This is a genomic window from Leptospira ryugenii (assembly GCF_003114855.1).
In the GTDB taxonomy this organism is placed as follows: domain Bacteria; phylum Spirochaetota; class Leptospiria; order Leptospirales; family Leptospiraceae; genus Leptospira_A; species Leptospira_A ryugenii.
This window is the reverse complement of record NZ_BFBB01000008.1, coordinates 346837-367491: the sequence shown is the minus strand read 5'-3', so window position 1 is coordinate 367491 and position 20655 is coordinate 346837. Positions and strand designations below refer to the sequence as shown.

The 20655-nt window shown below is 38.9% G+C and carries 19 protein-coding genes; 10 read left to right on the top strand and 9 right to left on the bottom strand.

Annotated features, from left to right (window positions below; all coding sequences use genetic code 11):
• Nucleotides 1–113 precede the first annotated feature (113 nt).
• Genes add through DI060_RS14390 form a run of 3 tightly spaced genes read left to right on the top strand, consistent with a single transcriptional unit; the run spans nt 114 to nt 2917 of the window.
• The gene (gene add / locus DI060_RS14400) at nt 114–1466 is read left to right on the top strand and encodes an adenosine deaminase (protein ID WP_108977652.1); all 1353 of its coding nucleotides are present in this window, start codon (nt 114–116) and stop codon (nt 1464–1466) included.
• 22 nt (nt 1467–1488) lie between these two features.
• Complete coding sequence (ygiD, locus tag DI060_RS14395) at nt 1489–2271, top strand: 4,5-DOPA-extradiol-dioxygenase (RefSeq protein ID WP_108977651.1); 783 nt, start codon at nt 1489–1491, stop codon at nt 2269–2271.
• The gene (locus tag DI060_RS14390; RefSeq protein WP_108977650.1) at nt 2264–2917 is read left to right on the top strand and encodes an alpha/beta hydrolase; all 654 of its coding nucleotides are present in this window, start codon (nt 2264–2266) and stop codon (nt 2915–2917) included. Before ygiD ends, DI060_RS14390 begins: the two co-directional genes overlap by 8 nt.
• Here the strand turns inward: DI060_RS14390 and purB are convergent.
• On the bottom strand, nt 2914–4215 hold the full coding sequence (gene purB / locus DI060_RS14385; protein WP_108977649.1) for an adenylosuccinate lyase: 1302 nt from the start codon (nt 4213–4215) through the stop codon (nt 2914–2916). The two genes, DI060_RS14390 and purB, sit on opposite strands and share 4 nt — an antisense overlap.
• A gap of 110 nt (nt 4216–4325) precedes the next feature.
• Here purB and DI060_RS14380 point away from each other — a divergent pair, with 110 nt between their 5' ends.
• Entirely contained in the window at nt 4326–5093 is a 768-nt protein-coding gene (locus tag DI060_RS14380) for a glucose 1-dehydrogenase (RefSeq protein ID WP_108977648.1), read from the top strand.
• Here DI060_RS14380 and DI060_RS14375 read toward each other — a convergent pair.
• Genes DI060_RS14375 through DI060_RS14360 form a run of 4 tightly spaced genes read right to left on the bottom strand, consistent with a single transcriptional unit; the run spans nt 5080 to nt 10108 of the window.
• Nucleotides 5080–7032 carry a M23 family metallopeptidase gene (locus DI060_RS14375; protein ID WP_108977647.1) on the bottom strand — a complete coding sequence of 651 codons (1953 nt, stop codon included), beginning with the start codon at nt 7030–7032 and terminating at the stop codon, nt 5080–5082. The two genes, DI060_RS14380 and DI060_RS14375, sit on opposite strands and share 14 nt — an antisense overlap.
• Nucleotides 7033–7081: 49 nt before the next feature.
• A complete protein-coding gene (locus tag DI060_RS14370) occupies nt 7082–7864 on the bottom strand; it encodes an enoyl-CoA hydratase/isomerase family protein (protein ID WP_108977646.1) in 783 nt (260 codons plus the stop codon).
• Nucleotides 7861–8772, bottom strand: a complete 912-nt coding sequence (locus DI060_RS14365; protein WP_108978146.1) for a response regulator — start codon at nt 8770–8772, stop codon at nt 7861–7863. The genes DI060_RS14370 and DI060_RS14365 overlap by 4 nt, the downstream gene beginning before the upstream one ends.
• A 25-nt stretch (nt 8773–8797) precedes the next feature.
• Nucleotides 8798–10108: an EAL domain-containing protein gene (locus DI060_RS14360; RefSeq protein WP_209452069.1), complete on the bottom strand. Its 1311-nt coding sequence runs from the start codon at nt 10106–10108 to the stop codon at nt 8798–8800.
• A gap of 82 nt (nt 10109–10190) precedes the next feature.
• Here DI060_RS14360 and DI060_RS14355 point away from each other — a divergent pair, with 82 nt between their 5' ends.
• A complete protein-coding gene (locus DI060_RS14355; RefSeq protein WP_244594426.1) occupies nt 10191–10478 on the top strand; it encodes a GlsB/YeaQ/YmgE family stress response membrane protein in 288 nt (95 codons plus the stop codon).
• Between the two features lie 36 nt (nt 10479–10514).
• Here the strand turns inward: DI060_RS14355 and DI060_RS14350 are convergent, their stop codons facing one another.
• On the bottom strand, nt 10515–11255 hold the full coding sequence (locus DI060_RS14350) for a YebC/PmpR family DNA-binding transcriptional regulator (RefSeq protein ID WP_108977644.1): 741 nt from the start codon (nt 11253–11255) through the stop codon (nt 10515–10517).
• A gap of 126 nt (nt 11256–11381) precedes the next feature.
• Between DI060_RS14350 and DI060_RS14345 the strand changes: the two genes are divergently transcribed.
• The 4 genes from DI060_RS14345 to DI060_RS14330 are packed head-to-tail and all read left to right on the top strand — an operon-like array spanning nt 11382 to nt 15424.
• A complete protein-coding gene (locus DI060_RS14345) occupies nt 11382–12548 on the top strand; it encodes an acyl-CoA dehydrogenase family protein (RefSeq protein WP_108977643.1) in 1167 nt (388 codons plus the stop codon).
• 22 nt (nt 12549–12570) lie between these two features.
• Nucleotides 12571–13134 carry an anthranilate synthase component II gene (locus DI060_RS14340; RefSeq protein WP_108977642.1) on the top strand — a complete coding sequence of 188 codons (564 nt, stop codon included), beginning with the start codon at nt 12571–12573 and terminating at the stop codon, nt 13132–13134.
• Nucleotides 13131–15026: an ABC transporter ATP-binding protein gene (locus DI060_RS14335; protein ID WP_108977641.1), complete on the top strand. Its 1896-nt coding sequence runs from the start codon at nt 13131–13133 to the stop codon at nt 15024–15026. The genes DI060_RS14340 and DI060_RS14335 overlap by 4 nt, the downstream gene beginning before the upstream one ends.
• On the top strand, nt 15026–15424 hold the full coding sequence (locus DI060_RS14330; protein WP_167837042.1) for a response regulator: 399 nt from the start codon (nt 15026–15028) through the stop codon (nt 15422–15424). Before DI060_RS14335 ends, DI060_RS14330 begins: the two co-directional genes overlap by 1 nt.
• Here the strand turns inward: DI060_RS14330 and DI060_RS14325 are convergent.
• A complete protein-coding gene (locus DI060_RS14325; protein WP_244594425.1) occupies nt 15421–17310 on the bottom strand; it encodes a HEAT repeat domain-containing protein in 1890 nt (629 codons plus the stop codon). The two genes, DI060_RS14330 and DI060_RS14325, sit on opposite strands and share 4 nt — an antisense overlap.
• Nucleotides 17311–17378: 68 nt before the next feature.
• Between DI060_RS14325 and hflX the strand changes: the two genes are divergently transcribed.
• Nucleotides 17379–18989, top strand: a complete 1611-nt coding sequence (gene hflX / locus DI060_RS14320) for a GTPase HflX (RefSeq protein ID WP_167837041.1) — start codon at nt 17379–17381, stop codon at nt 18987–18989.
• Here the strand turns inward: hflX and DI060_RS14315 are convergent.
• Nucleotides 18972–19343: an STAS domain-containing protein gene (locus DI060_RS14315; protein ID WP_108977639.1), complete on the bottom strand. Its 372-nt coding sequence runs from the start codon at nt 19341–19343 to the stop codon at nt 18972–18974. The two genes, hflX and DI060_RS14315, sit on opposite strands and share 18 nt — an antisense overlap.
• 14 nt (nt 19344–19357) lie before the next feature.
• Complete coding sequence (locus DI060_RS14310) at nt 19358–20641, bottom strand: homoserine dehydrogenase (protein ID WP_108978142.1); 1284 nt, start codon at nt 20639–20641, stop codon at nt 19358–19360.
• Nucleotides 20642–20655: the final 14 nt, after the last annotated feature.

The following is a 20655-nucleotide window of genomic DNA, read 5'->3' as shown; positions in this document are numbered from 1 at the left end:
TCCGCTCCTAAAGCTTCCATCGGCGGTATTTTTATTCACTGTAGGTTGAAAATGGCCATTTTGAAAAAATTTTCTTGTAGGTAAGGATCGAATTCTAAAAAATTTCCTGGAACATGGAAGTTCCTTTTTCCGAAATCCTCCAAAGGATCTCTGTCATCGACAGAGATATTTCCGAGTTAAACAGACTCAAGAGCCGTCTACCAGCGGATCGGCCTTATTCGCCTTCCATTCAGCTAACCTTTGATAAACAAATCAATACACTTTTGAACGAGCGGGTCTCTTTGATGGATTTGCCCATCTTACAGGCCCCCCATTGGCTCTTTCCAAAAGAGTCAGAAGGACGTCCCGATGAAGTGTCGCTTCTGGCCAGAGAAAGAAATGCACTCTTAGCGGGGGATCTATCATTAGCACATCCTAATGAGCAAGATGTCATCAATTTCATTCGCGAGATACCTAAGACCGAGATTCATCTTCACTTGGAAGCTTGCGTGAACCGAGAGACCCTAAAATATCTCTATAAGAAAAACGGTATTGAGGTCACAGACCAAGAATTCGAAGAGAAATATAACTTTAAGGATTTAAATGGATTTATCCAAGTATTCTTCTTTGTCCAAGGTGCTGTAAAGGAAGCCTCCGATTTAGGTTATTTTATCGATAGTCTGGCGGACTATCTTAGATCAAACAATATTGTATACTGCGAAGCCTTCTTTGCACCGTCCAAATTCATTCAAAATGGTTTAGATTTTGATGAGATGATCGAAGTCATGGTGAATCGTATTCGCCAAATTGAAGTTAAGGATAAAATCACGATACGATTATTGGTGGACGTATCAAGGTCATTTGGCCCTGCAAATGCAATGAACAACCTTAACCGTGTATTAAACTTAAAACAGAAAGAAGTGATTGGTATCGGCTTAGGTGGAGCTGAGCTTATGGGTCCAGCGAAGGATTATGCCGAAGTTTTCAAGAAAGCTAGAGAGGCAGGCTTGCGCTGTGTGGCTCACTCCGGTGAAGATGACGGTCCCTGGGCTATCTGGGATGCAGTTAGTCTTTGTAAGGCGGAGAGGATTGGCCATGGGACATCTGCAATCCAAGACCCTGAGTTGATGAAGTATATGAAGGAAAACAAAATTCCTATCGAGATCTGTGTTACTTCCAATGTCTTTACTGGTAAGTATGTTCGTAAAGAGCAAAACCACCCTGTGCGATATTACTATGACCAAGGTATGGCACTTTGTATCAACACGGATGATCCTGAAATTTTCAATGTTAACCTAACCTATGAATATTTCAAATTGTATCGATTTTTGGATTTTTCTTTAGAAGAATTGATAGATTTGGTGCGACAAGGCGTTTATTGCACCTTTCATCCCCAAAAGGATAGCTTGTGGAATGAAATGGAAGAAAAGATCAATCAGATCAAAATAAAATACAATCTGATACAAAACGCTGCGATAGCTGTTTAACAGATTGAACGATCCAGTGCGCATGCCGGTGATTTTCTTTGGACATGGAAGTCCAATGAATGCGATAGAAGAAAATGAGTTCGTAGATGGTTTTCGAATCATCTCTAAACAAATCCCCAAACCTAAGGCCATTCTCTGCGTCTCTGCTCATTGGCTTACCCGAGGAACATTTGTCACTGCGATGGAATATCCTCCGACGATTCATGATTTCGGCGGATTTCCGAAAGCCTTATTTGAAGTCCAATACCCAGCTCCAGGTGCACCTGAACTCGCTAAGGAAATTTGCGAAAGGGTTCAGTCTTTTCCGATTCATCTCGACTTTGACTGGGGTCTGGATCATGGAACGTGGAGTGTCTTAAAACATACATATCCAAATGCGGAAATACCAGTACTGCAAATGAGTATCGATGTCAATCTTAGCCCAGACGAGCATTTTCGTTTAGGCAAAGAATTAGCAAAATTTAGGGAAGAAGGCGTTCTCGTAATTGGGAGTGGCAATATCGTACATAATCTAGGTTTGGTGGATTGGTCTCGGCTACGTGATTCATTTGCTTTCGCTTGGGCCAAAGAAATGAATGACCAAGTTAAGGATTGGATCCAAAGTAATGATTTTTCTCCTCTAATCCACTTTTATGAACAGAGTGAAATCTTTCGAAAGGGCATTCCAACTCCAGAACATTTTTTACCATTGTTGTATATACTCGGTGCCAAGCTCGAGTCGGATCAGATTGTTTTTTTTAATGATGCCCCTGTGGGCGGTGCCTTGACGATGACCTCAGTTTTATTTACGACCCATTATGCCTAAGGCTCTATATCACAAAATCATACATCCTGAAAATTCCCATCCAAACAATCCAATGTTGGTTCTAATGCACGGCATTGGGAGCAACGAAGAAGATCTTTTGAGTCTGGCAAATGACATACCAAATGAATTTCGAATCATTTCGCTACGTGGACCGCTGTCATTTTCTCCAAGTCAATTTGCATGGTATGAGCTGAGACAAGAAATGGGAAAAACGATCATCAATGTGGAACAGCAAGAAAAGAGTTTAGACGCGATACATTCAAGTATTCTGAATTTCCAGAAAGAATATAATACGAGTGCAAAATATACGTTTGTTGGTGGCTTTAGCCAAGGTGCAGTAATGACCTATTCCTATACAATAGAACATCCGACTCACATAGGAGGTTTTTTGGCATTCTCAGGTCGTTTGTTAGATGAATCAAAAAAGAAATTCGAAACTCCAGACTCATTAAAAAAGATAAACGCCTTAATTTCACATGGAACAAAAGACAAAGTAATTTCCGTAGAAAATGCTAAGATGGCTAAGGCCTTTTTTGAAGATAAGCTTAAATCCTTGCTTTACAAAGAGTACCAGATTGACCATCGTATTAGTGAAGCGATGGCCAAAGATATGAATACCTGGCTTAAAAACCGGATTGAATCTTAAGTGATGCCTAGTCTTTCAAATATCAAAGGTATCCTCTCCAGATAAGGCTCGACGCGGAAAATTTCATTTAGGTCAGTTTCTTTCAAGATTGCAGAGCACCTGGGATCCACCTTCAATTTGTCTCTTAAGTTAGCTTTGGGATCAGCCCAAACTGCCATTGCATTTTCTTGGACGATGAGGTAGGCATCTTCTCTGGAAATCCCACCTTTCTCAATAAGCCAAAGTAGTACTTTTTGGGAAAAGATGAGTCCTCTAGTAACATTAAGAGTTCGATCGATTGCATCAGGATAAACATGCAAACCTTTTAAGACAAAATTCATTTTTTCTAATATGTAATCAAGTGCGATCGTTGAATCAGGTAAAACAATTCTCTCTGCGGAAGAATGGGAAATATCTCGCTCATGCCACAAAGCTACATTTTGAAGTCCGACATTTACATTGGCGCGTATTACGCGAGATATACCAGAGATCCTTTCACAAACGACAGGATTTCGTTTGTGTGGCATTGCAGAGGAGCCTTTCTGACCTTTTGCGAAGGGTTCTTCCACTTCTCTGCCTTCTGTTTTTTGTAGAAGACGTATTTCTGTTGCCATTCTATCCAAACTTGCTGCAACCACACCTAAGACTGAAAGATAATGTGCATGTCTATCTCTTGGAATAATTTGAGTTGCAATAGGATCTACTTTCAGGCCAAGCTTTTCCAAAACAAATGCTTCTACTTCTAGATCAATATTGGAATAGGTGCCGACAGCCCCAGATAATTTGCCAACGGCAATTTGTTCTTTGGCATCTTTCATCCTTTCAAGGTTTCTTTGCATTTCCGCGTAGAATAGAGCGAATTTCAATCCGAGAGTCATTGGCTCCGCGTGAATCCCATGAGAGCGCCCGATACAAGGAAGGTCTTTGTACTCTTTTGCTTTTTGTTTTGTCGTTTCCAAAAGAGTTTCTGTTCTTTGGATCAAAAGATCCATTGCCTGCACCATTTGTACACAGAGCGCTGTATCGCCCACATCAGATGATGTAAGACCAAAATGTACATGGCGACCAGCCGGTCCGATGTAGGAATTTAAATTGGTTAGGTAGGCGATCACATCATGGTGGACTTTGGATTCTATTTCGAGGATTTCTTCTACTTTGAATTTTGCCTTGGATTTAATGGTCTCAAAATCTTCTGCGGGAATTTCCCCTCGATTCTTTCGGATTTCACAGGCATAAATTTCGATATCTGTCCAAATCTTAAATTTGTTCTCTAATTCCCAAATTGCGGAAATTTCTGGATGGCTGTAGCGATCAATCATATAGACAGGGTTTCCTTCCAAAGCTCTGGTTCAATTTGAAATTTAAAGTTGCCGAACGGTGTTCTGTGCTCTTTCTTTGTCGCTAAGATCGAAAGAAAATAGAGGAAATTATGTCCAAAGAATTTGAAGGTAAAGTTGCACTTGTCACAGGTGCCGCATCCCCCATCGGACTGGGTCGTGCAATAGCCAACCGTATCGCTTCCCATGGAGCAAGTTTAGTATTGGTAGACCTAAACCAAGAAAAAATAGAAGAGGCAGCCAAGGAAGTTGAAGCTAAATTCGGTGTGAAGGCAATCGGTGTCGCTTGCAACGTAACCAAACCAGAGGATTGTGATGCTGCGATCAACAAAACAAAAGATGTTTATGGAAAATTGGATTTTTTAGTCAATAACGCAGGAGTATTAAAAGACAATTTGTTCATTCGAATGAGCGAACAAGAATTTGACTTTGTTATGGATGTAAATTGTAAGGGTGTTTTTCTTATGATAAAATCAGCCAGCAAACTATTGTTAAAGTCAACTTCAGGTAGAATTGTAAATATCTCTTCCGTTTCTGGACTCACAGGACAACCAGGACAGGCAAATTATTCCACTTCAAAAGCGGGAGTGATTGCACTCACAAAGGTAGCAGCTCGTGAATTTTCAGGACGAAATGTTTTAGTGAATGCTGTATGTCCAGGATATGTCCAAACAGAAATGACAGGCGGACTCTCTGAGGAAGTTCAAAAGAAACTCACGGATCCTGCTTTTATTCCATTAAAGAGACCTGGAAAACAAGAAGAGATAGCATCTGCTGTAAAATTCTTTTTAAGTGATGATGCATCGTATATCACAGGAACATTTCTAAGAGTAGACGGAGGAGCAGCTATCGGGATGTAGGTGGCGTGACTTTTGTCTGGGACCGAGTAGATTTCTTTTTTGAGACCTTCGGTCCCTTATTTTCTTTTTTCGGAGATTCTGTCTTTTGCGTCTTTTCACTTAGCTCTTTTGTCGTTTCTGTTTTGATTGGGATTTCGACAGCTTGCACAGGGGGACTTTCGATTTCATAATCATATCGCACAGTAGAACTCCAATTTCCAGCGAAGTCTCGAACACTTGCAAGGACAGTATGTTTGCCAGGAAGGTAAAGCGATTCCGGTTCAAAAATTTCAACTCGTCCATCCTTAGGAAAATACTCCGCCTTTCCTCTAATTCCATCCACAGTAATATCAAATCCCTCTGGCATAATTCCCGAACCAACATCCTTTGCCTTCAAAAGTAGTGCAAAGTCTTCTCTTGGATAAATTGTTTTTACCATAGATTCATGCAAATAAATGTTAGGAGGAGTTTGATCGGATAGAACTACAAACATCCCAGTTTTTCTTAACCTAACTTTAAAAAATTGCCCCCAAGAGCTGAATGAAGATCCTTTGATTTTTTTTACAGAGCCATCAGGAAGAACTTCATAAAGATCCGCAGAATTTATGTCTTGAGTTTTGGGTACCTTCACATACAAATCATAACCTAAATTAAAATCCTTATACTCTGGTCCAATTTCATAAACAGAGGAGAGTTGGTTTAATCCGTTCGTTTTGATCTTTATCTCTTCTTTTGCATGGATTTCAAAATAGGCCTTAGAATAAACCGCATTTACAGGAAAGAAGAGTTCAACTCTTGTATCTTTTGATTTGAATGTTGTATATCGATCATAGAAAACATTATAAATCCATTCCTTAGTAATGATGTGTTTATAATCTCCTTGGTCTTTTGCAATTTTGAAATACGCGAAGGCTTCTTGGTTACCCTGTCCTGTCGCTTTGATGGAAACTTCTTTTCCATCCTCAGATTTGAAACGTTCACTATCAATTAATCCTTGTTCTCTTTCGAGTCTTAAAAAACCTAAGAGATCATTTCCGTCCTTCGCATGTAAAAAATAAGAGAAAGGATTTCCATCGGGTCTACTCAATCGAGTATCGTATAGTAATACATTTTTACGGGAATGATCCTTCAATATCCTAGATAAATCAAACCCCTGTAAGGTTTGGTTATCGAAGCTGAGATTAAGTGACCTAATACCCAATCGACTATTATTCGATCTTTGGTGGATTGAAACTTGGATTCCAACTTTTCCCTGGATCAATATAGTTTGTGAATCATTCAGATAATATCGATTATTGCCGGAGTGAACAAATGGAATATCGAGGGGTTCATTCTTTCCATTGATAAAGGTGCGTGAAGTTTCTGGTGTCAGTCGCAGTGCTTCAAAGATAATTTCTTCGGCTTCGCGATATCCCAATCCGAAATGAACTGGGTTGTAATATACATTGTCTTTGAAGAGTTCGAGATGCAAGTGAGGAGGTCCGACTCCAGTATCACCAGATAAAGCAATCATTTCACTTTTTTTAACATCGATGGCTTCAGGCAGAACAATATCAAAATCAACCCTGTCTTTGAATCGTCTCGCTTGTTTAGATTTTAAAATTTGTTTGATAATTTTGGGTGCAAATTTATGTAAATGCCCATATCGGGATGTGATCCCATCATCGTGTTGAACAAAAACAGCATATCCAATCGAATTCCATTTTCTTTGCACTCGTGTCACTTTTCCATCGGCGACAGCTAGAATGGGTATTCCAATCCTTCCTCCCGTGGAAAAATCTTGACCCATGTGAAAATGGCCGGTTCGAAATTCACCAAAGGTACCGGTGATTTGAGAGTAGCCTTTGACTGGCCAAGCATAGGCTTCTCTTAGTACAAATCCTGGTGGGAGATCATTTCCGAAAAGTTGCGCACTTAGAAGAATTGTAAAAAGATATAGAAAAAAAACCAGTCCCCGCATCCGATCTCATGATTTTTATCCTGGGCTTACGCGCAAGACTATTCGTTTCTTATTTAAAAACAGGTCTTCGTTTTTCTTTCAATGCAGTCATTGCTTCTAATAAATTTTCTGTGACCCCTGGTTGTTTAAACGCATCAGTCGTTTCTTTTGCATAGGTATCAAGTTTTGCAATCAAAGCACCGTTTAACACGTTTTTTGTGCTTCGATAAGCAGTAGAAGGAATCTTGGATAATGTATCCAATTTTTTGAGAGATAATTTTCGAATCTCTTCTCTATTTGCAGCAATTTCATCAATCAAGCCGATCTGTTTTGCTTCTTGTCCTTTGTAAGTTTTTCCTTCGAGGCAAACTTCAGACCAATAGCTCCCGCTGACACACATTTTGATTTTGTCTATGAAACTTCCGGGTAGAGGCAATCCGACATTCACTTCTGTAAAACCGATTCTACCTTTTCCATCTAACATATATTTAAAATCGCAAGCTACTGTGATCACAGCACCACCACCCATGGCATGTCCTGTTACTTCTGCGATCAAAGGTTTGTCAAAAGAAACTAACTCCCCAAAAAGAATAACAATACCACCAACTTCATCTAATAATTTGTCTTTGGGGGTGTTTAATAGATTGTCTGCATCCAGTCCATTACAAAAGAATTTTTCATTTTCTGAAGAAATGATCACACCTTTTTTACTTGGGTCATTCTGTATCTCTCGAAGAATAGCTCCCAACTCTTTCATATTACTTCCAGTTAGGGAGTTTTGATCGTTCAACTGAAGGTTGATAATCTCTCCCTTTCCACCACTTAGGTCTATGATTTCTCGTTTATAGTTCATGTTTCTTGGTTCTCTTCTAATGCTTCTGCTGCTGGTTCAACTTCTTGGGAAGAAGGTTCTGTTGCCATTGCCTCGGAAGGAGGCGTTTCCTCGCCTGGCGCTGTGGTCGCAGCTACAGGAGCTTTTTCTTCAAACTTTTCTTTTTTCTCTTTTTTACGAGCATCTTCTTTTTTATGCTCTTCTACTTTTACATATTCATCAAATTCGTTCGGCGCCATGAACACAATGATTCTTTCGTCCTCTTGTGCATGTTCGACAAAAGCACCCATATGCCTTCCCGAGACAATAGAAATCTTGTCTTTACCGATAAAGATCTTTACGATTCGTTCAAATACTTCTACTTCTTCTTTTCCAACATCAGGAACAGCGCGTATATCAAAACAGATGTATTCTCCAACGATGGATTTGAGAAAATTAGGTGTAAAAATACGTTTGAACTCTGGGAAAACATAACGTTTGAGATTGGCCCTGCATTGGAAAAAAACTTTTCCATGGCTTCGATCAACAATTACAAAAGAAACATTATCTCTAGTCTTACTATTTTCACCAAATTTATACTCTTCTATCAAGTTATGGATTTTGTCGAGTAACGGCTGTTTGAATAATGGCTTCACCATAAAATCTGTAAAACCTAAAGGTTTCATATTTTGTTTGAACGTGTCATCATCCTTCGGAATCAAAGCTAAGATTGGAATGGACTGTGTGATCACATCTTTTCGCAACTCCAAGACAAACTCTAATTCCTTTTTATCCTTAAAAGAAAGGCCCATCAAAATAATATCGGGATTGGAAGACTTTACGTATTCTTTTACTGTTTGAGTGAATTTTGTGATGACTACCCGCTGTCTCAGCCCTTGAAAAATCAGTTCAAGCTCCGAAGAAGCAATCGGGTCATTTTCGATAGCCATTATGAAATGCATAATTTGTATAAGTTTAGATCAGTCCCGCTTCCAATGCAACGCGGAAAACATTTCCATGTTGTTTTTGTTTTTCTGATAAAATTTTGTCGTTTAGTACTTCTTTCACTACATCCTCAGGAATAGTTTGTAAAAGTTCAAAATCTCGTCTATAATCACTGACCGGCATTTTTCCAAAAAGTATATTTGCTTGGAACTGATAGATTTGGTGTTCCATTAAAAATCTCAAAGTGTCAAAATCCTCCACCGCCTCCGCGGTAATGACTGCTTCTCGGTTATCTGCAAGTCTTTTGCAATAATCAATAAATGCTAAATTATCTAAAAATTTGATCTGATCTTCTTCAATTTTAAATTTAAAACTGATCGGATCTAACTTAAATTCTTTAATCATTATACCTAAATCCAGAACGATTTGGTGGGATTGACTTTTGACTCCAAAGTCATCTGCTGCAAAACTCATTCCATGGTCATAAAATGCCTGGCACACATCTTTCAGCGAGTGTTGCGAATCATCATAGGGCTTTTCAACTAGTTCAAAACGTACGTTTTCAGTGAGGAGATTTTTGTTTCTGATTAATTTGTTTAGTTTGTCTACTTTCTCTTTGCTAGAGAATGTATCTATTAATGACTGAGGAGATATATTAAACTTTAAGAGACCAGGTGCTCCATCGCAAGCTATGATTAACTTTTCTAGGATCAACAATTCTATACGATTGATATCTTGGTCATTGGGTATATCATTGATTAAATCTTTATATCCAAAGTAAGCACCTCCACCAACAAAGACCTCGCCACCTTTTACCGAATAGATCTTTGTTTTTGGATTGTAAATGACAGTCGGTTGTATCATCGCCTCATGAACTGAGCCAGAGATATATGTATTTGCTTTGTTGTAGTAAGTCCAGCTCCAGCGGACTAGGTTATCATTTAAATTCTTTTCTGAGGATTTAAATAGTTCTTCAAAGATTTCGTCACTTGTTGATATAAAGTTGGATTGCGTGCGTGAGACACCAAAATGAAAGACAGCGATTTTTGTGCGGATGCACTCTTGTTGGAACTTACCAACTGAATTTTCTATGTTCGGAAACTTTTCAATGTTCCATTCAAAGAGGGGTGCAATGCCCATCAAAAGAATGCCTTTTTTTTCATAGTAATGAAAACCAAAAGAAATATCCTCCAAATCAAGACAGGAATAAAACTCACCTCTTAAAAGATCTAAAAATGGATTGATCTCGATATGGCTTATGTTTTCGAAACGGATTAGGAACAATGGTTTCCCACGATTTTCATCTATGAATGTTTTTTTAAATACATCCAAATCTTTCATACCGTAGTAATAGGGACCTGTGAAGATTTGATTTTTCAAAACTCGCCTTCAGAATTGATTTACTTCGCAATGCGACTTAGATATGATAGAGCACATTCAAGGAGAAAACAACTCGGATACCATGGATGTAAAAAGTTTTATTCTATTTTTATTGGTGGGTGCCATCGCTGGCTGGCTAACTGGAAAAATACTCAGAGGAAAAGGATTTGGTCTCATTGCAAATCTCGTCATCGGAGTGATTGGGTCTTTTTTGGGCGGTCTTTTGGCTCAATTTATAGGCTTAAGTGGCAGTGGGGTTATAGCCGATATCGCAATCGCCTTGGGAGGCTCTATCGTGCTAGTGTATCTACTCGGTCTGGTTAAGAAATAATGATTTTAGGCCGGCAAAGCACTGCCGGCTGTAATTTTATAATTCAATCCCTTCCCCGAGCTCAAAATTTGCACTCACACTCTGGACATCATCATTCGCTTCCAAATTCTCGATTAGCTTGATGATTTTCTCTGCAGTTTCCTTGTCATTGACTTCCACGGTTGTCATTGGAATGTATTTTATTTCAGATTCTTCCATTGTTAGACCTTTTGTGGTCAATGCGGATTGCACAGCTTCATACTCGTTTGGTGGCGTAAGAATGGTATAGATGCCATCACTTCCTTGGATATCTTCTGCTCCTGCTCCTAAAGCAAGGTCGAAGAGAGCCTCTTCGGAGATTTGTTCCACTTTCAGAGTGATTTGGCCTTTGCGTTCAAATAGGCGAGAAACGGCACCTGAGTTTGCCAAGGATCCACCCATTTTTGTGAGGATGCTCTTAATTTCTGGCGTTGTGCGAGATTTTTTATCGGTGAGAGCATCGACCATGAGAGCAACTCCACCAGGAGCGTAACATTCATAAAGGCATTCTTCATAAACCATGCCTTCCAAGCCGCCGGTTCCTTTTTTAATGGCTCGCTCGATATTGTCCTTTGGCATGTTGGCAGCTTTTGCCTTTGTGACCGCCAACCGGAGTCTTGGATTGCCTTCTACATCTCCTCCACCCTCTTTTGCTGCGACCGATATCTCCTTTGCAATCCGAGTGAAGATAGCTCCCCTCTTTGCATCAAGTGCGCCTTTTTTTCTGCGTATCGTAGCCCATTTCGAGTGTCCTGACATAAGTAAGCTCCCTTTGCACATTTTTTTGAAAGATAGGATTTTTCAACAGATTTACCAACAGATCGAGTTTCTTGACGTTAGGACAATTGAACGAAGTACTGTAAAAAAAACAAGTTAGGGCACCCCATGATCGAATTTTCCATTACCGATGAACAAAAAGCGCTCCGAGATTTAGCGAGAGATTTTGCAAAAAATGAAATGGCTCCCAAAGCAGAATATCATGATCACACGGGAGAATTCCCGAAAGAGATTTTGAAAAAAGCACATGCAGTTGGATTGATGAATATGCACATTCCGGTCGAATATGGTGGGTCCGGTTTGGGAGTTTTGGATGAACTCATAGCCTCGGAAGAGCTTTTCTATGCTTGTTCCGGAATGGCTACAGCTATTTTGGCAAACAATTTAGCCTTAGCACCGGTTCTTTTAGGCGCAAGTGATGAAATCATGAAAAAATTCATCCAGCCTATGAATGATACCTTTACTCTGGCAGCATATGCTGTGACTGAACCAGGTGCTGGATCAGATGTGGCTAGTATTAGAACGACGGCGAAACGTGTTGGTGATGACTATGTAATCAATGGATCCAAGATGTGGATTACTAACGCAGGTCATGCGGATTGGTTTTTTGTATTAGCAAAAACTGATCCGACAGCAGGTCATAAAGGTATGACTGGCTTTATCGTAGATGCAAAAACTCCAGGCATCATTCTTGGAAAAAAAGAAAAGAATATGGGCCAACGTTGTTCTGATACAAGGGGTTTAACCTTTGAGGATGTAAAGGTTCACAAATCTCAGCTTATAGGCAAAGAAGGTGATGGATTTAAGATTGCAATGGGTGCTTTTGACCAAACAAGACCTGCCGTGGCCATCGGTGCCGTTGGCGTTGCAAAGGCTGCCCTCGACCACTCGATTCGATATGCCAATACTAGAAATGCTTTCGGAAAACCCATTTCTGTAAACCAAGGTATTTCTTTCATGATTGCCGATATGGCAAGAGATATTGAAGCCGGTCGTTTGTTGTGCTGGCAAGCCGCATGGTTGATTGATAACAAAATGCGTAACACTTACCAAGCTTCGATTGCAAAAGTCTTTTGCGCTGATATGGCAATGAGAGTGGCTACGGATGCAGTGCAAATCTTTGGTGGGTATGGATTTAACGAGGAATATCCTGTTGAAAAACTAATGAGAGATGCAAAAATCTTCCAAATTTATGAAGGAACATCCCAAATCCAAAGGGTGATCATTTCTAAATTTTTAAATGATGGAGTAGGTATCGAAAGTCCAAATTTGTAATCAGGAAATAACCAATCAATTTGTGATTCTACTCATTGATAATTATGACTCATTCACTTATATACTTTATCAATATATAAGTGAATTTATCCAGGTTCAAGTCATCAAAAATGATGATCCTCTTCCTCCTCTCGAAACGGTCTCGGCAGTGGTACTCTCTCCGGGACCTGGATTGCCTAAAAGCTCTGGATTGTTGATGCAACACATACAGGCTTTGCTAGGCAAAAAACCATTATTGGGAGTATGTTTAGGCCACCAGGCGATTGCCGAAGCCTTTGGCGCACACCTTGAACAATCCAGGGAAATTTTTCATGGCCGAGTATCAAAAATACAACACGCAGGAAATGAAATCTTTAAAGGCATTCCGAATCCTATCCAGGTAAATCGTTACCATTCTTGGATTGTATCAAAAAATAATTTTCCAAAAGAGCTTAAAATAACTGCAGAGACAGAAGATGGATTTATAATGGGTTTTTCTTCGATGAATCTTGAAAATGTGTATGGTATTCAATTTCATCCCGAATCTATCTTAACAGAATACGGTAAAGAGATGATCGGTAACTTTTGTGAGTTGGTATCCAAATGAAGTATTTTTTGCGACTCATGTCATATTCATTGCATTATCGCAATCGATTCCTTCTTGGTTTGGTATTTGCTTTATTAACTGCTATTTTAAATGGTATTTCACTCACATCATTAGTACCTCTGTTTGACTCCTTGGGAGGAGATTCAACAAAAAGGTTACATTTTGAACTTACTAATCAGGAAAAAACTATCTTAGTAGAAGAAATCTATATGGGAGAAGAATTCCTTGATGGTCTTGATCGCATCAAAAGAGTGATTATCTCGATTAAACTACGATTGAACTTTCTTACCAAAGACATGAATCCACGTGAGATTGTTTGGGCTGTATGTATAGCGGTATTTCCATTATATCTGCTAAAGATGCTTACCTATCTAATTTCAGTTTTTTGTATAGCAACGGCAGGATATAGGGCGGTTAGAGATATTCGGCAAGAGCTGTTTGAAAAAGTCCAAAGATTACCATTAACATATTTTTACAAAGAAAAAACAGGCTTAATCATGAGCCGTGTAATCAATGATGCGGAAATCGTTGCAGCAGTAATTTCTAGTAACTTTCGCGATGCAACGATCAATTTCTTTTATGTCATAACCCATCTTCTAATACTAATTTACATGAATACCGAGCTACTAGTGCTAGCCTGCATTACAATACCTCTCGTTATACTCCCTGTTACTTTGTTCACTCGAAAAATTTCGACCTCAACAACTAGGTTACAAGAAAAGTTAGCTGATCTAAATGGACACATCCAAGAATTTATCTCTGGCATTAAAGTGATTCGCACATTCAGGCAAGAAGTATCTGAAATAAAAAAATTCACCCATATAAACGATAGAGTTTTTAAACGGAATTTTAAAGGACAGTTTTATCTACAATTAGCGCCGAGTTTAGTAGAGTTAACTTCCTCTATTGTAGTTCTTGGATATTTTGCACTTGGAGCAAAATTTATATATTCTGGAAAGTTTTCTCAAGGTGAGTTCATGACTTTCCTTTTAATTATACTCTTTCTATTGCGACCATTGACACAGTTGTCACAAATGGTTGGTAAGATTACACAAGCGAATGCGGCTGGAAAGAGAATTTTTGAATTGATAGATCGAGAGTCTGATATCGAAGAAGAAACAAATAAAATCGATCTTACAGAAATAAAACAAGGCATACTATTTGAGAATTTGCATTTTTCATACCCAGGCACTAACCAAGAAATTTTAAAAGGTATCAACTTAGATATAAAATTAGGAGATTCTTACGCCTTCGTAGGTACAAGTGGAAGTGGGAAGTCTACATTGATGGATATGATTCCTCGATTTTTTGATCCCTCTCAAGGAAAAATTGCAATCGATGGTAAGGATATCCGAGAGATATCTTTAAAATCATTGCGTTCCAAAATTGGAATCGTTACCCAAGAAATATTTTTATTCCATGGAACTGTAGCAGATAACATTGCCTATGGGACTAAAGCTTCTTCCAGAAAAGATATCATCAGAGCTGCAAGATTAGCAAATGCTCATGATTTCATTATGAAGTTAGAAAAAGGATATGATACTATGATTGGGGTTAGAGGTCTCGATCTAAGTGGCGGGCAAAGGCAAAGATTGGTAATTGCGAGAGCCCTGTTGCGAAACCCAGAAATCATGATCTTGGATGAAGCAACTAGTGCCCTCGATGCTGAATCCGAAAGATTGGTTACCCGTGCTTTGGAAAGATTGTTTAAAAATCGGACTACTTTTATCATCGCTCATAGACTATCAACTATTCGCCGGGTAAAAAATATCGTTGTCATAGAAGACGGTGAAGTGAAAGAAATGGGAGATCATGATTCTCTACTAGAAAAAAATGGTATATATAGAAAGTTATACGATAGCCAATTTTTGGATGCCGAGGTTCAAATTTGATGAGAGTTCTGATCGTTGATGATAACGATAAATATGCAAATAATTTAAAGCTCTTTTTTGATACTAAAGGTATACAATCTGTGAGAGCACGTGACGCTAGAGAAGGTTGGACCGTTTTTCAGTCAGATCCAAATTTTGATGTCGTGATCTCCGATGTAACGATGGAAACTCAAACCTCAGGATTATGGATGATGCGAAAAATTTATAAAAGCAAATTCCCTGGAGTTATGATCATAGCATCTACTGGCTTCGATGTGGCAGGAGTGATGTTCTTTTCAAAATTCATTTTACCCTTTTTTTGTGGTCTGCATTGGATGATCCCAAAGGTACCACTAAAAAAAGGGGAAGTTCAACTATTTCCGACGACATTAGCTAATAACCTAACAAAGCCTTTTTAGTTTTTGTTTTCGATCGGGTTGAATATATTTTGATGCTTTTTCTTTTTATTAAGATTGGTATACTTTGCTTCTTTATTTGCACCCAAACTTTTCACTTCAATGAGTTCGAGTTTAGATCCGAATATCCAACCATTCACATATTGTCCGCGAGTTCCGGGTGTTGAAGATTCCATTTTGAGTTGGTAGTATTTATCCGTAACAATTTCTTCATTGATCCGGATTGAATATTCTTTTGGAGATTCTTTCAATACGACCGCAATGTCCTTTTCTTTTACATATGAGATTGCTTTGGATCTCTCGTTTGGTTCCAAACGAAGATAATCATCAGAAATTGTAATAAAGGCATATTTTCCAAACGCCTTACGTTTTAAAAGTAACTCACCGATGTAGCCTGTTAACTTGGGATCTTCTGTACTTTCGTTTAATCGAATCAGAGCAAAAGTTGCTGAGAGACTTTTATTTTTTCCAATAGATTCGAGAATTCTTTCAGAAAAATTTGGCTGTTCTTTAAATTCCGTTTCTAATACTCTCAGTGCTTCTCTGCTACCATGGATTGCCAATGCATCAATGGCAGTTTCACGCAACTCATTCTCTTCAGCGGATTTGAGAAATCTTTCAAAGACTGGAATATCACTATTGAGTTGATGATACCCTAGTCCGCGAAGGGAACTGGCAACTACTACAACATATTCTGAAGAGATACCATTTGTTAACAGTAGTTCTCTACCACTTGGATCTTTTGTTTTGCCTAGTCCTTCGAAACTAGCTGCAATCACTTCAATGTCTTCAGCTCGAGTGCCCTCGAAAAAATATGAAATCGACCTTTTGTCACCTATCTCAGATAAGGCTTTGTAAGCAGAGGGACGAACTTGGTATCCATCTTTGTCTATAGCTTTCTGTAAGCTCAACCTACCTGTCTTTAATCGACCCAAAGCAAGTGCTGCAGCCGAACGTACCCTAGGGATGGGATGTGTTAATAGGATTTTTTCCAGATTTCGACCGTTCTTATAATATTCCCATTTAAACACTTCAACGAGGCCAGATCGAATCTTTTCAGTGTATTCATTCTCTCTTTTCTCTTCTTCTGATAATTCATCTTCTACTTGTTTTATTTCTTCTTTGAAGAGTTCTTTGGTGGTTCCAACTACTTTACCATTCTTCTTCAATTTGCTGATTCGAATCTTTGATTTGTTATCTGGTTTATCTTTCTTGTCTTCAGGTAACTTTTCCTCTTGTAGAACAACTGGCTGGTCAACTACTATAGGATCCTGTTTGGTACTTTGGATTTTATCATTTTTAGCTTCTGTTAGATCTCTGTTCTTTGTATAATTGGAACTATCTGATCTTAAATTCTTTAAAGATTGTACGATTCTATCTGATTTTTGTGAAAGCGATTTCAGTTTTGTTTCTATTTGTGTGAGTTCATTTGTAACAGCACCCAAACTAGGCCCTTCAAAATCATTCGGAGCTACCTTAATTAGTTCTCTGCATTTGGACAACAAATCAGGTAATTCTTCCACAGTTTGTGGTAACGATTCAGTAAGGTAACCTGCTGCCGTCATTTCGAGTTTTATATCTTCTCCGAATGACTTTTTGTTCTCGCCTTGTAGTGCTACATTTTCACCAAATTCTAGTTCGCTGATAGCCTTGTTCGCTTTTAGAATAAAGCTATCATACACTTGATTTTTTGACGTATATAGCTGTTGAAGTTTTCCTTGGTTTGGGTCTAGGTCAGTATTTTGAAATTCGGCATATTTTGGCGAAACATCTGATAGTTGAAAAGGTCGAGTACTAGTACAGTCGATGAGGAACAGAAAAAAAGGCACAAGACAAAGAGACCAAATTATGTCTTGACCAAGTTTCGTTTTATGAGATGCTACTTCCATACTCTTTATATCGGTAACGTACTATAAGTAAAATTAGCGGTAACCTGATTGGGCTCAAGCCGAATCAGATAAAAAAGTTAAAATCTCTCTCTGAAAGGCGTTTGCGCTCCGATTCTGTCATCACACACGATTTCGCTCGTGCCTGTGGAGAGGTATCTGTAGAAATTAAACGACAAATAGGCGTATTAATTGACAGATCAGGTTATGTCACCCATTTAATCGTTGGCAATGATCAGTCTATTGAAATCCCACATCTCGACCGAGTTCGGGTAGCACAGTCTCGTCTTCGTGGTCTTAGGCTATTTCACATCCACCTGAAAGAAGATCCCTTGAATCAGGAAGACCTTATGGATTTGGTCTTAAATCGATTTGATTCCATTACCGCTGCGATAGTCGATTCTTCTGGCATTCCGAAGTATTATTATACTGCTTTTATCAATCCAGACCCCGAGTCCGAGACACCTTGGTTATTAGGTGAAAAGGTCTTTCCTGGACAACTGAAAGAAGGCTATTCGGAAGAACTCTTTTCTTTGGAATCTGAATTCACGAAAAAAAATTCAAATTTTAAAAATGCACAATTAACTAACAGAGCATTTTTAGTGGGAGTTTACGAACCACGCAAGATGAAGCGTTCCCCCGAACATTCTATGTCAGAACTCAAAGAACTTTGTAAAACTGCAGGAATTCATGTAGTGGATACCTATATCCAGAAGAAATCAGCAGACCCAAGTACAGTGGTAGGAAAGGGAAAATTGCAAGAGATCATTTTAAAGTCAGTACATAAAGACATTGAACTTTTGATTTTTGATCTAGAGCTTGCACCTGCCCAAGCCAAAAAGATCTCTGATGCAAGTGATCTAAAGATAATTGATCGTACTCAGTTGATCCTAGATATTTTTTCCAAAAATGCAAAGTCTCGAGATGGAAAGCTTCAAGTAGAATTAGCTCAATTAAAATATTTGAAAAATCGACTTTCAGAACTAGATGACAACATGTCTCGACTAACGGGTGGTATAGGAGGAAGAGGCCCCGGAGAAACAAAATTAGAAATAGGTAAAAGGCGAGTGGAAGATAAAATCACCCGATTAGAGAATGAATTAGATGCATTGCGAAAAAGACGAGAGTTGAATCGTAAGGCCAGGGCCAAAAATGAAGTTCCAATCGTTGCTATCGTCGGGTATACAAATGCTGGTAAATCTACGCTATTAAATGCTTTAACCAATTCTACTGTAATTGCCGAAGACAAATTGTTTGCAACTCTTGATCCGACCACAAGAAGGATTCGGTTTCCGAAAGAAAGGGAAATTATTATTTCAGATACCGTTGGTTTTATACATGATTTGCCACCAGATCTATCTCTTGCCTTCAAAGCAACTTTAGAAGAGTTAGGCGATGCCGATCTGCTTCTCCATGTAGTAGACATTTCGAACCAAAACTATAAAGAGCAAATGGAAGCCGTAGATGGCATACTGAATAGTTTAAATCTTAATGAAATCCCAAGGCTCGTGATCTACAACAAAGTTGATTCGATATCCGAAGAATTCAAAGAATCACTCCGAGAGAATGAAGAAATTTTAGTTTCTGCTGCTACGAAAGAGGGTTTGCTAGAATTGCTCGAAATGATTGAACATGAAATTTGGCTAGAGAAAGGCAGTGAAATATTAAACCCAATTGGCTAAGGCTGCATCTCTAGAAGGATAAATTCGGATATGTTTTGGAAGTTCCATCAAACGAATGACATTATCCAAAAAGTGGTTAAGACCACCGATGTACATCTTTCCATTCTTTTGTTCGACCGTCTTGATCATTCCTAAAAGAGTTGCGACACCAATGCTGTTGATGTATTGGAGTTTTGAAAGATCTAAAATGATGTTATAAACACTTTCTTCAAATATCCCGCTAATTTTCCCGTTGATATCATAGGCGTTCATATTTGTGATTTGCCCATCGAAAGAAACAAGAAGTACTTTCTCCTTGGAAATTTCAGTGTTCTCTATATGTATTTTTAGCGAAGAAAATTCTACTGTTCTCATTCGATTTGCTTTGATTATAAATGTTCTAGTAGACGAATGGCTACCGTTTTTTCTTTGATCAGGCTTTTAAGATCATCAATTTCTTGGATAGATTTTTGAAAATCTCCTTCTTTAGCTTCATGAGTCACAACAATGACATTCACAGGCTCACTTTCTGATTCTTTTTGCTGAACAGATGCGATCGATATATTGTTTTTGCCTAAAATTCGAGCAATCTCTGATAACACCCCCGGTCTATCGATAGTCGAAAAACGAAGATAATAGCGCACACGATTGTTTTCAGGAGTTGGGACTTGGGCAGGAGGAAAAAAATTCCTTTCTATTTTGGTGGATCCTTCGCTGATTTTAGAGCCGTAGTAAATGATATCAGAGAGAACTGCGCTTGCTGTGGGAGTTCCGCCCGCTCCTTTGCCAGTCATCATACCTGCATCGGCTTCCTGAGATTTGTAAAACACAGCATTGGATTCATTCATCACATTAGCTAGAGGATGTTTTAAAGGAATCAGTGTCGGGTGGACTTTTGCAAGAATCCCATTCTCGTATTTTTTAGCGATTCCAAGAAGTTTGATTCTGTAGCCTAAAGATTTACAGGCTGTTATATCGATGTATTTTAATTTACTTATCCCTTCTACACTAAGTTGGCGGAAAGAAATTTTGTTTCTAAAAGCAAGGCTTGCCAAAAGGGAAATTTTATGTGCCGCGTCTATGCCTTCCACATCAAAGGTAGGATCGGCTTCGGCAAAGCCCAATTCTTGTGCTTTCTTTAATGCGATTTCATAATCCCAATTTTCTTCTTCCATTTTTGTGAGAATAAAATTGGTAGTTCCATTCAATATTCCGCAGACCACTTCGAAATCACAAGCAGCGAGTCCATTCCGCAATGACCGAATGATCGGTATGGAACCTGCGACTGCAGCTTCAAAGCCAATAAATTTTCCTTTCTCTTCTGCTAATTGGAAGATTTGATCACCGTAATCGGAGAGTAAGGCTTTATTTGCAGTGATCACTGATTTGCCATTTTTTAGTGCAGTTTGCACCACTTCCAGCGCTGAGGTTGTTCCACCCATTAGTTCAATGAGGATATCTACATTCGGATCGTTTGCAACGGCGAGTGGATCAGTGCCTATGCTTAGCTTGGTGAGGCCTGCAATTTTTGAGGGTGTTCTCGTAGCAATCGCATGCATCTGAAGCTGTATTTGGTGCAGACGTTCAATCTCTGCTTTTTTCTTGTCCAATAAATTGAGCAAGTTGGATCCTACGACCCCCGCTCCAACCAATCCAAGGCGAATTTGTTTCATCTCTGTGCTAATTT

Coding starts and splice junctions, on each gene's coding strand:
- DI060_RS14310 (WP_108978142.1), bottom strand. CDS start 20,641: ATGAAACAAATTCGCCTTGGATTGGTTGGAGCGGGGGTCGTAGGATCC.
- DI060_RS14315 (WP_108977639.1), bottom strand. CDS start 19,343: ATGAGAACAGTAGAATTTTCTTCGCTAAAAATACATATAGAGAACACT.
- DI060_RS14335 (WP_108977641.1), top strand. CDS start 13,131: ATGAAGTATTTTTTGCGACTCATGTCATATTCATTGCATTATCGCAAT.
- DI060_RS14355 (WP_244594426.1), top strand. CDS start 10,191: ATGATAGAGCACATTCAAGGAGAAAACAACTCGGATACCATGGATGTA.
- DI060_RS14370 (WP_108977646.1), bottom strand. CDS start 7,864: ATGAACTATAAACGAGAAATCATAGACCTAAGTGGTGGAAAGGGAGAG.
- DI060_RS14365 (WP_108978146.1), bottom strand. CDS start 8,772: ATGGCTATCGAAAATGACCCGATTGCTTCTTCGGAGCTTGAACTGATT.
- DI060_RS14350 (WP_108977644.1), bottom strand. CDS start 11,255: ATGTCAGGACACTCGAAATGGGCTACGATACGCAGAAAAAAAGGCGCA.
- purB (WP_108977649.1), bottom strand. CDS start 4,215: ATGATTGATCGCTACAGCCATCCAGAAATTTCCGCAATTTGGGAATTA.
- add (WP_108977652.1), top strand. CDS start 114: ATGGAAGTTCCTTTTTCCGAAATCCTCCAAAGGATCTCTGTCATCGAC.
- DI060_RS14325 (WP_244594425.1), bottom strand. CDS start 17,310: ATGGAAGTAGCATCTCATAAAACGAAACTTGGTCAAGACATAATTTGG.
- DI060_RS14330 (WP_167837042.1), top strand. CDS start 15,026: ATGAGAGTTCTGATCGTTGATGATAACGATAAATATGCAAATAATTTA.
- DI060_RS14390 (WP_108977650.1), top strand. CDS start 2,264: ATGCCTAAGGCTCTATATCACAAAATCATACATCCTGAAAATTCCCAT.
- DI060_RS14375 (WP_108977647.1), bottom strand. CDS start 7,032: ATGCGGGGACTGGTTTTTTTTCTATATCTTTTTACAATTCTTCTAAGT.
- DI060_RS14360 (WP_209452069.1), bottom strand. CDS start 10,108: ATGAAAGATTTGGATGTATTTAAAAAAACATTCATAGATGAAAATCGT.
- DI060_RS14380 (WP_108977648.1), top strand. CDS start 4,326: ATGTCCAAAGAATTTGAAGGTAAAGTTGCACTTGTCACAGGTGCCGCA.
- DI060_RS14345 (WP_108977643.1), top strand. CDS start 11,382: ATGATCGAATTTTCCATTACCGATGAACAAAAAGCGCTCCGAGATTTA.
- ygiD (WP_108977651.1), top strand. CDS start 1,489: ATGCCGGTGATTTTCTTTGGACATGGAAGTCCAATGAATGCGATAGAA.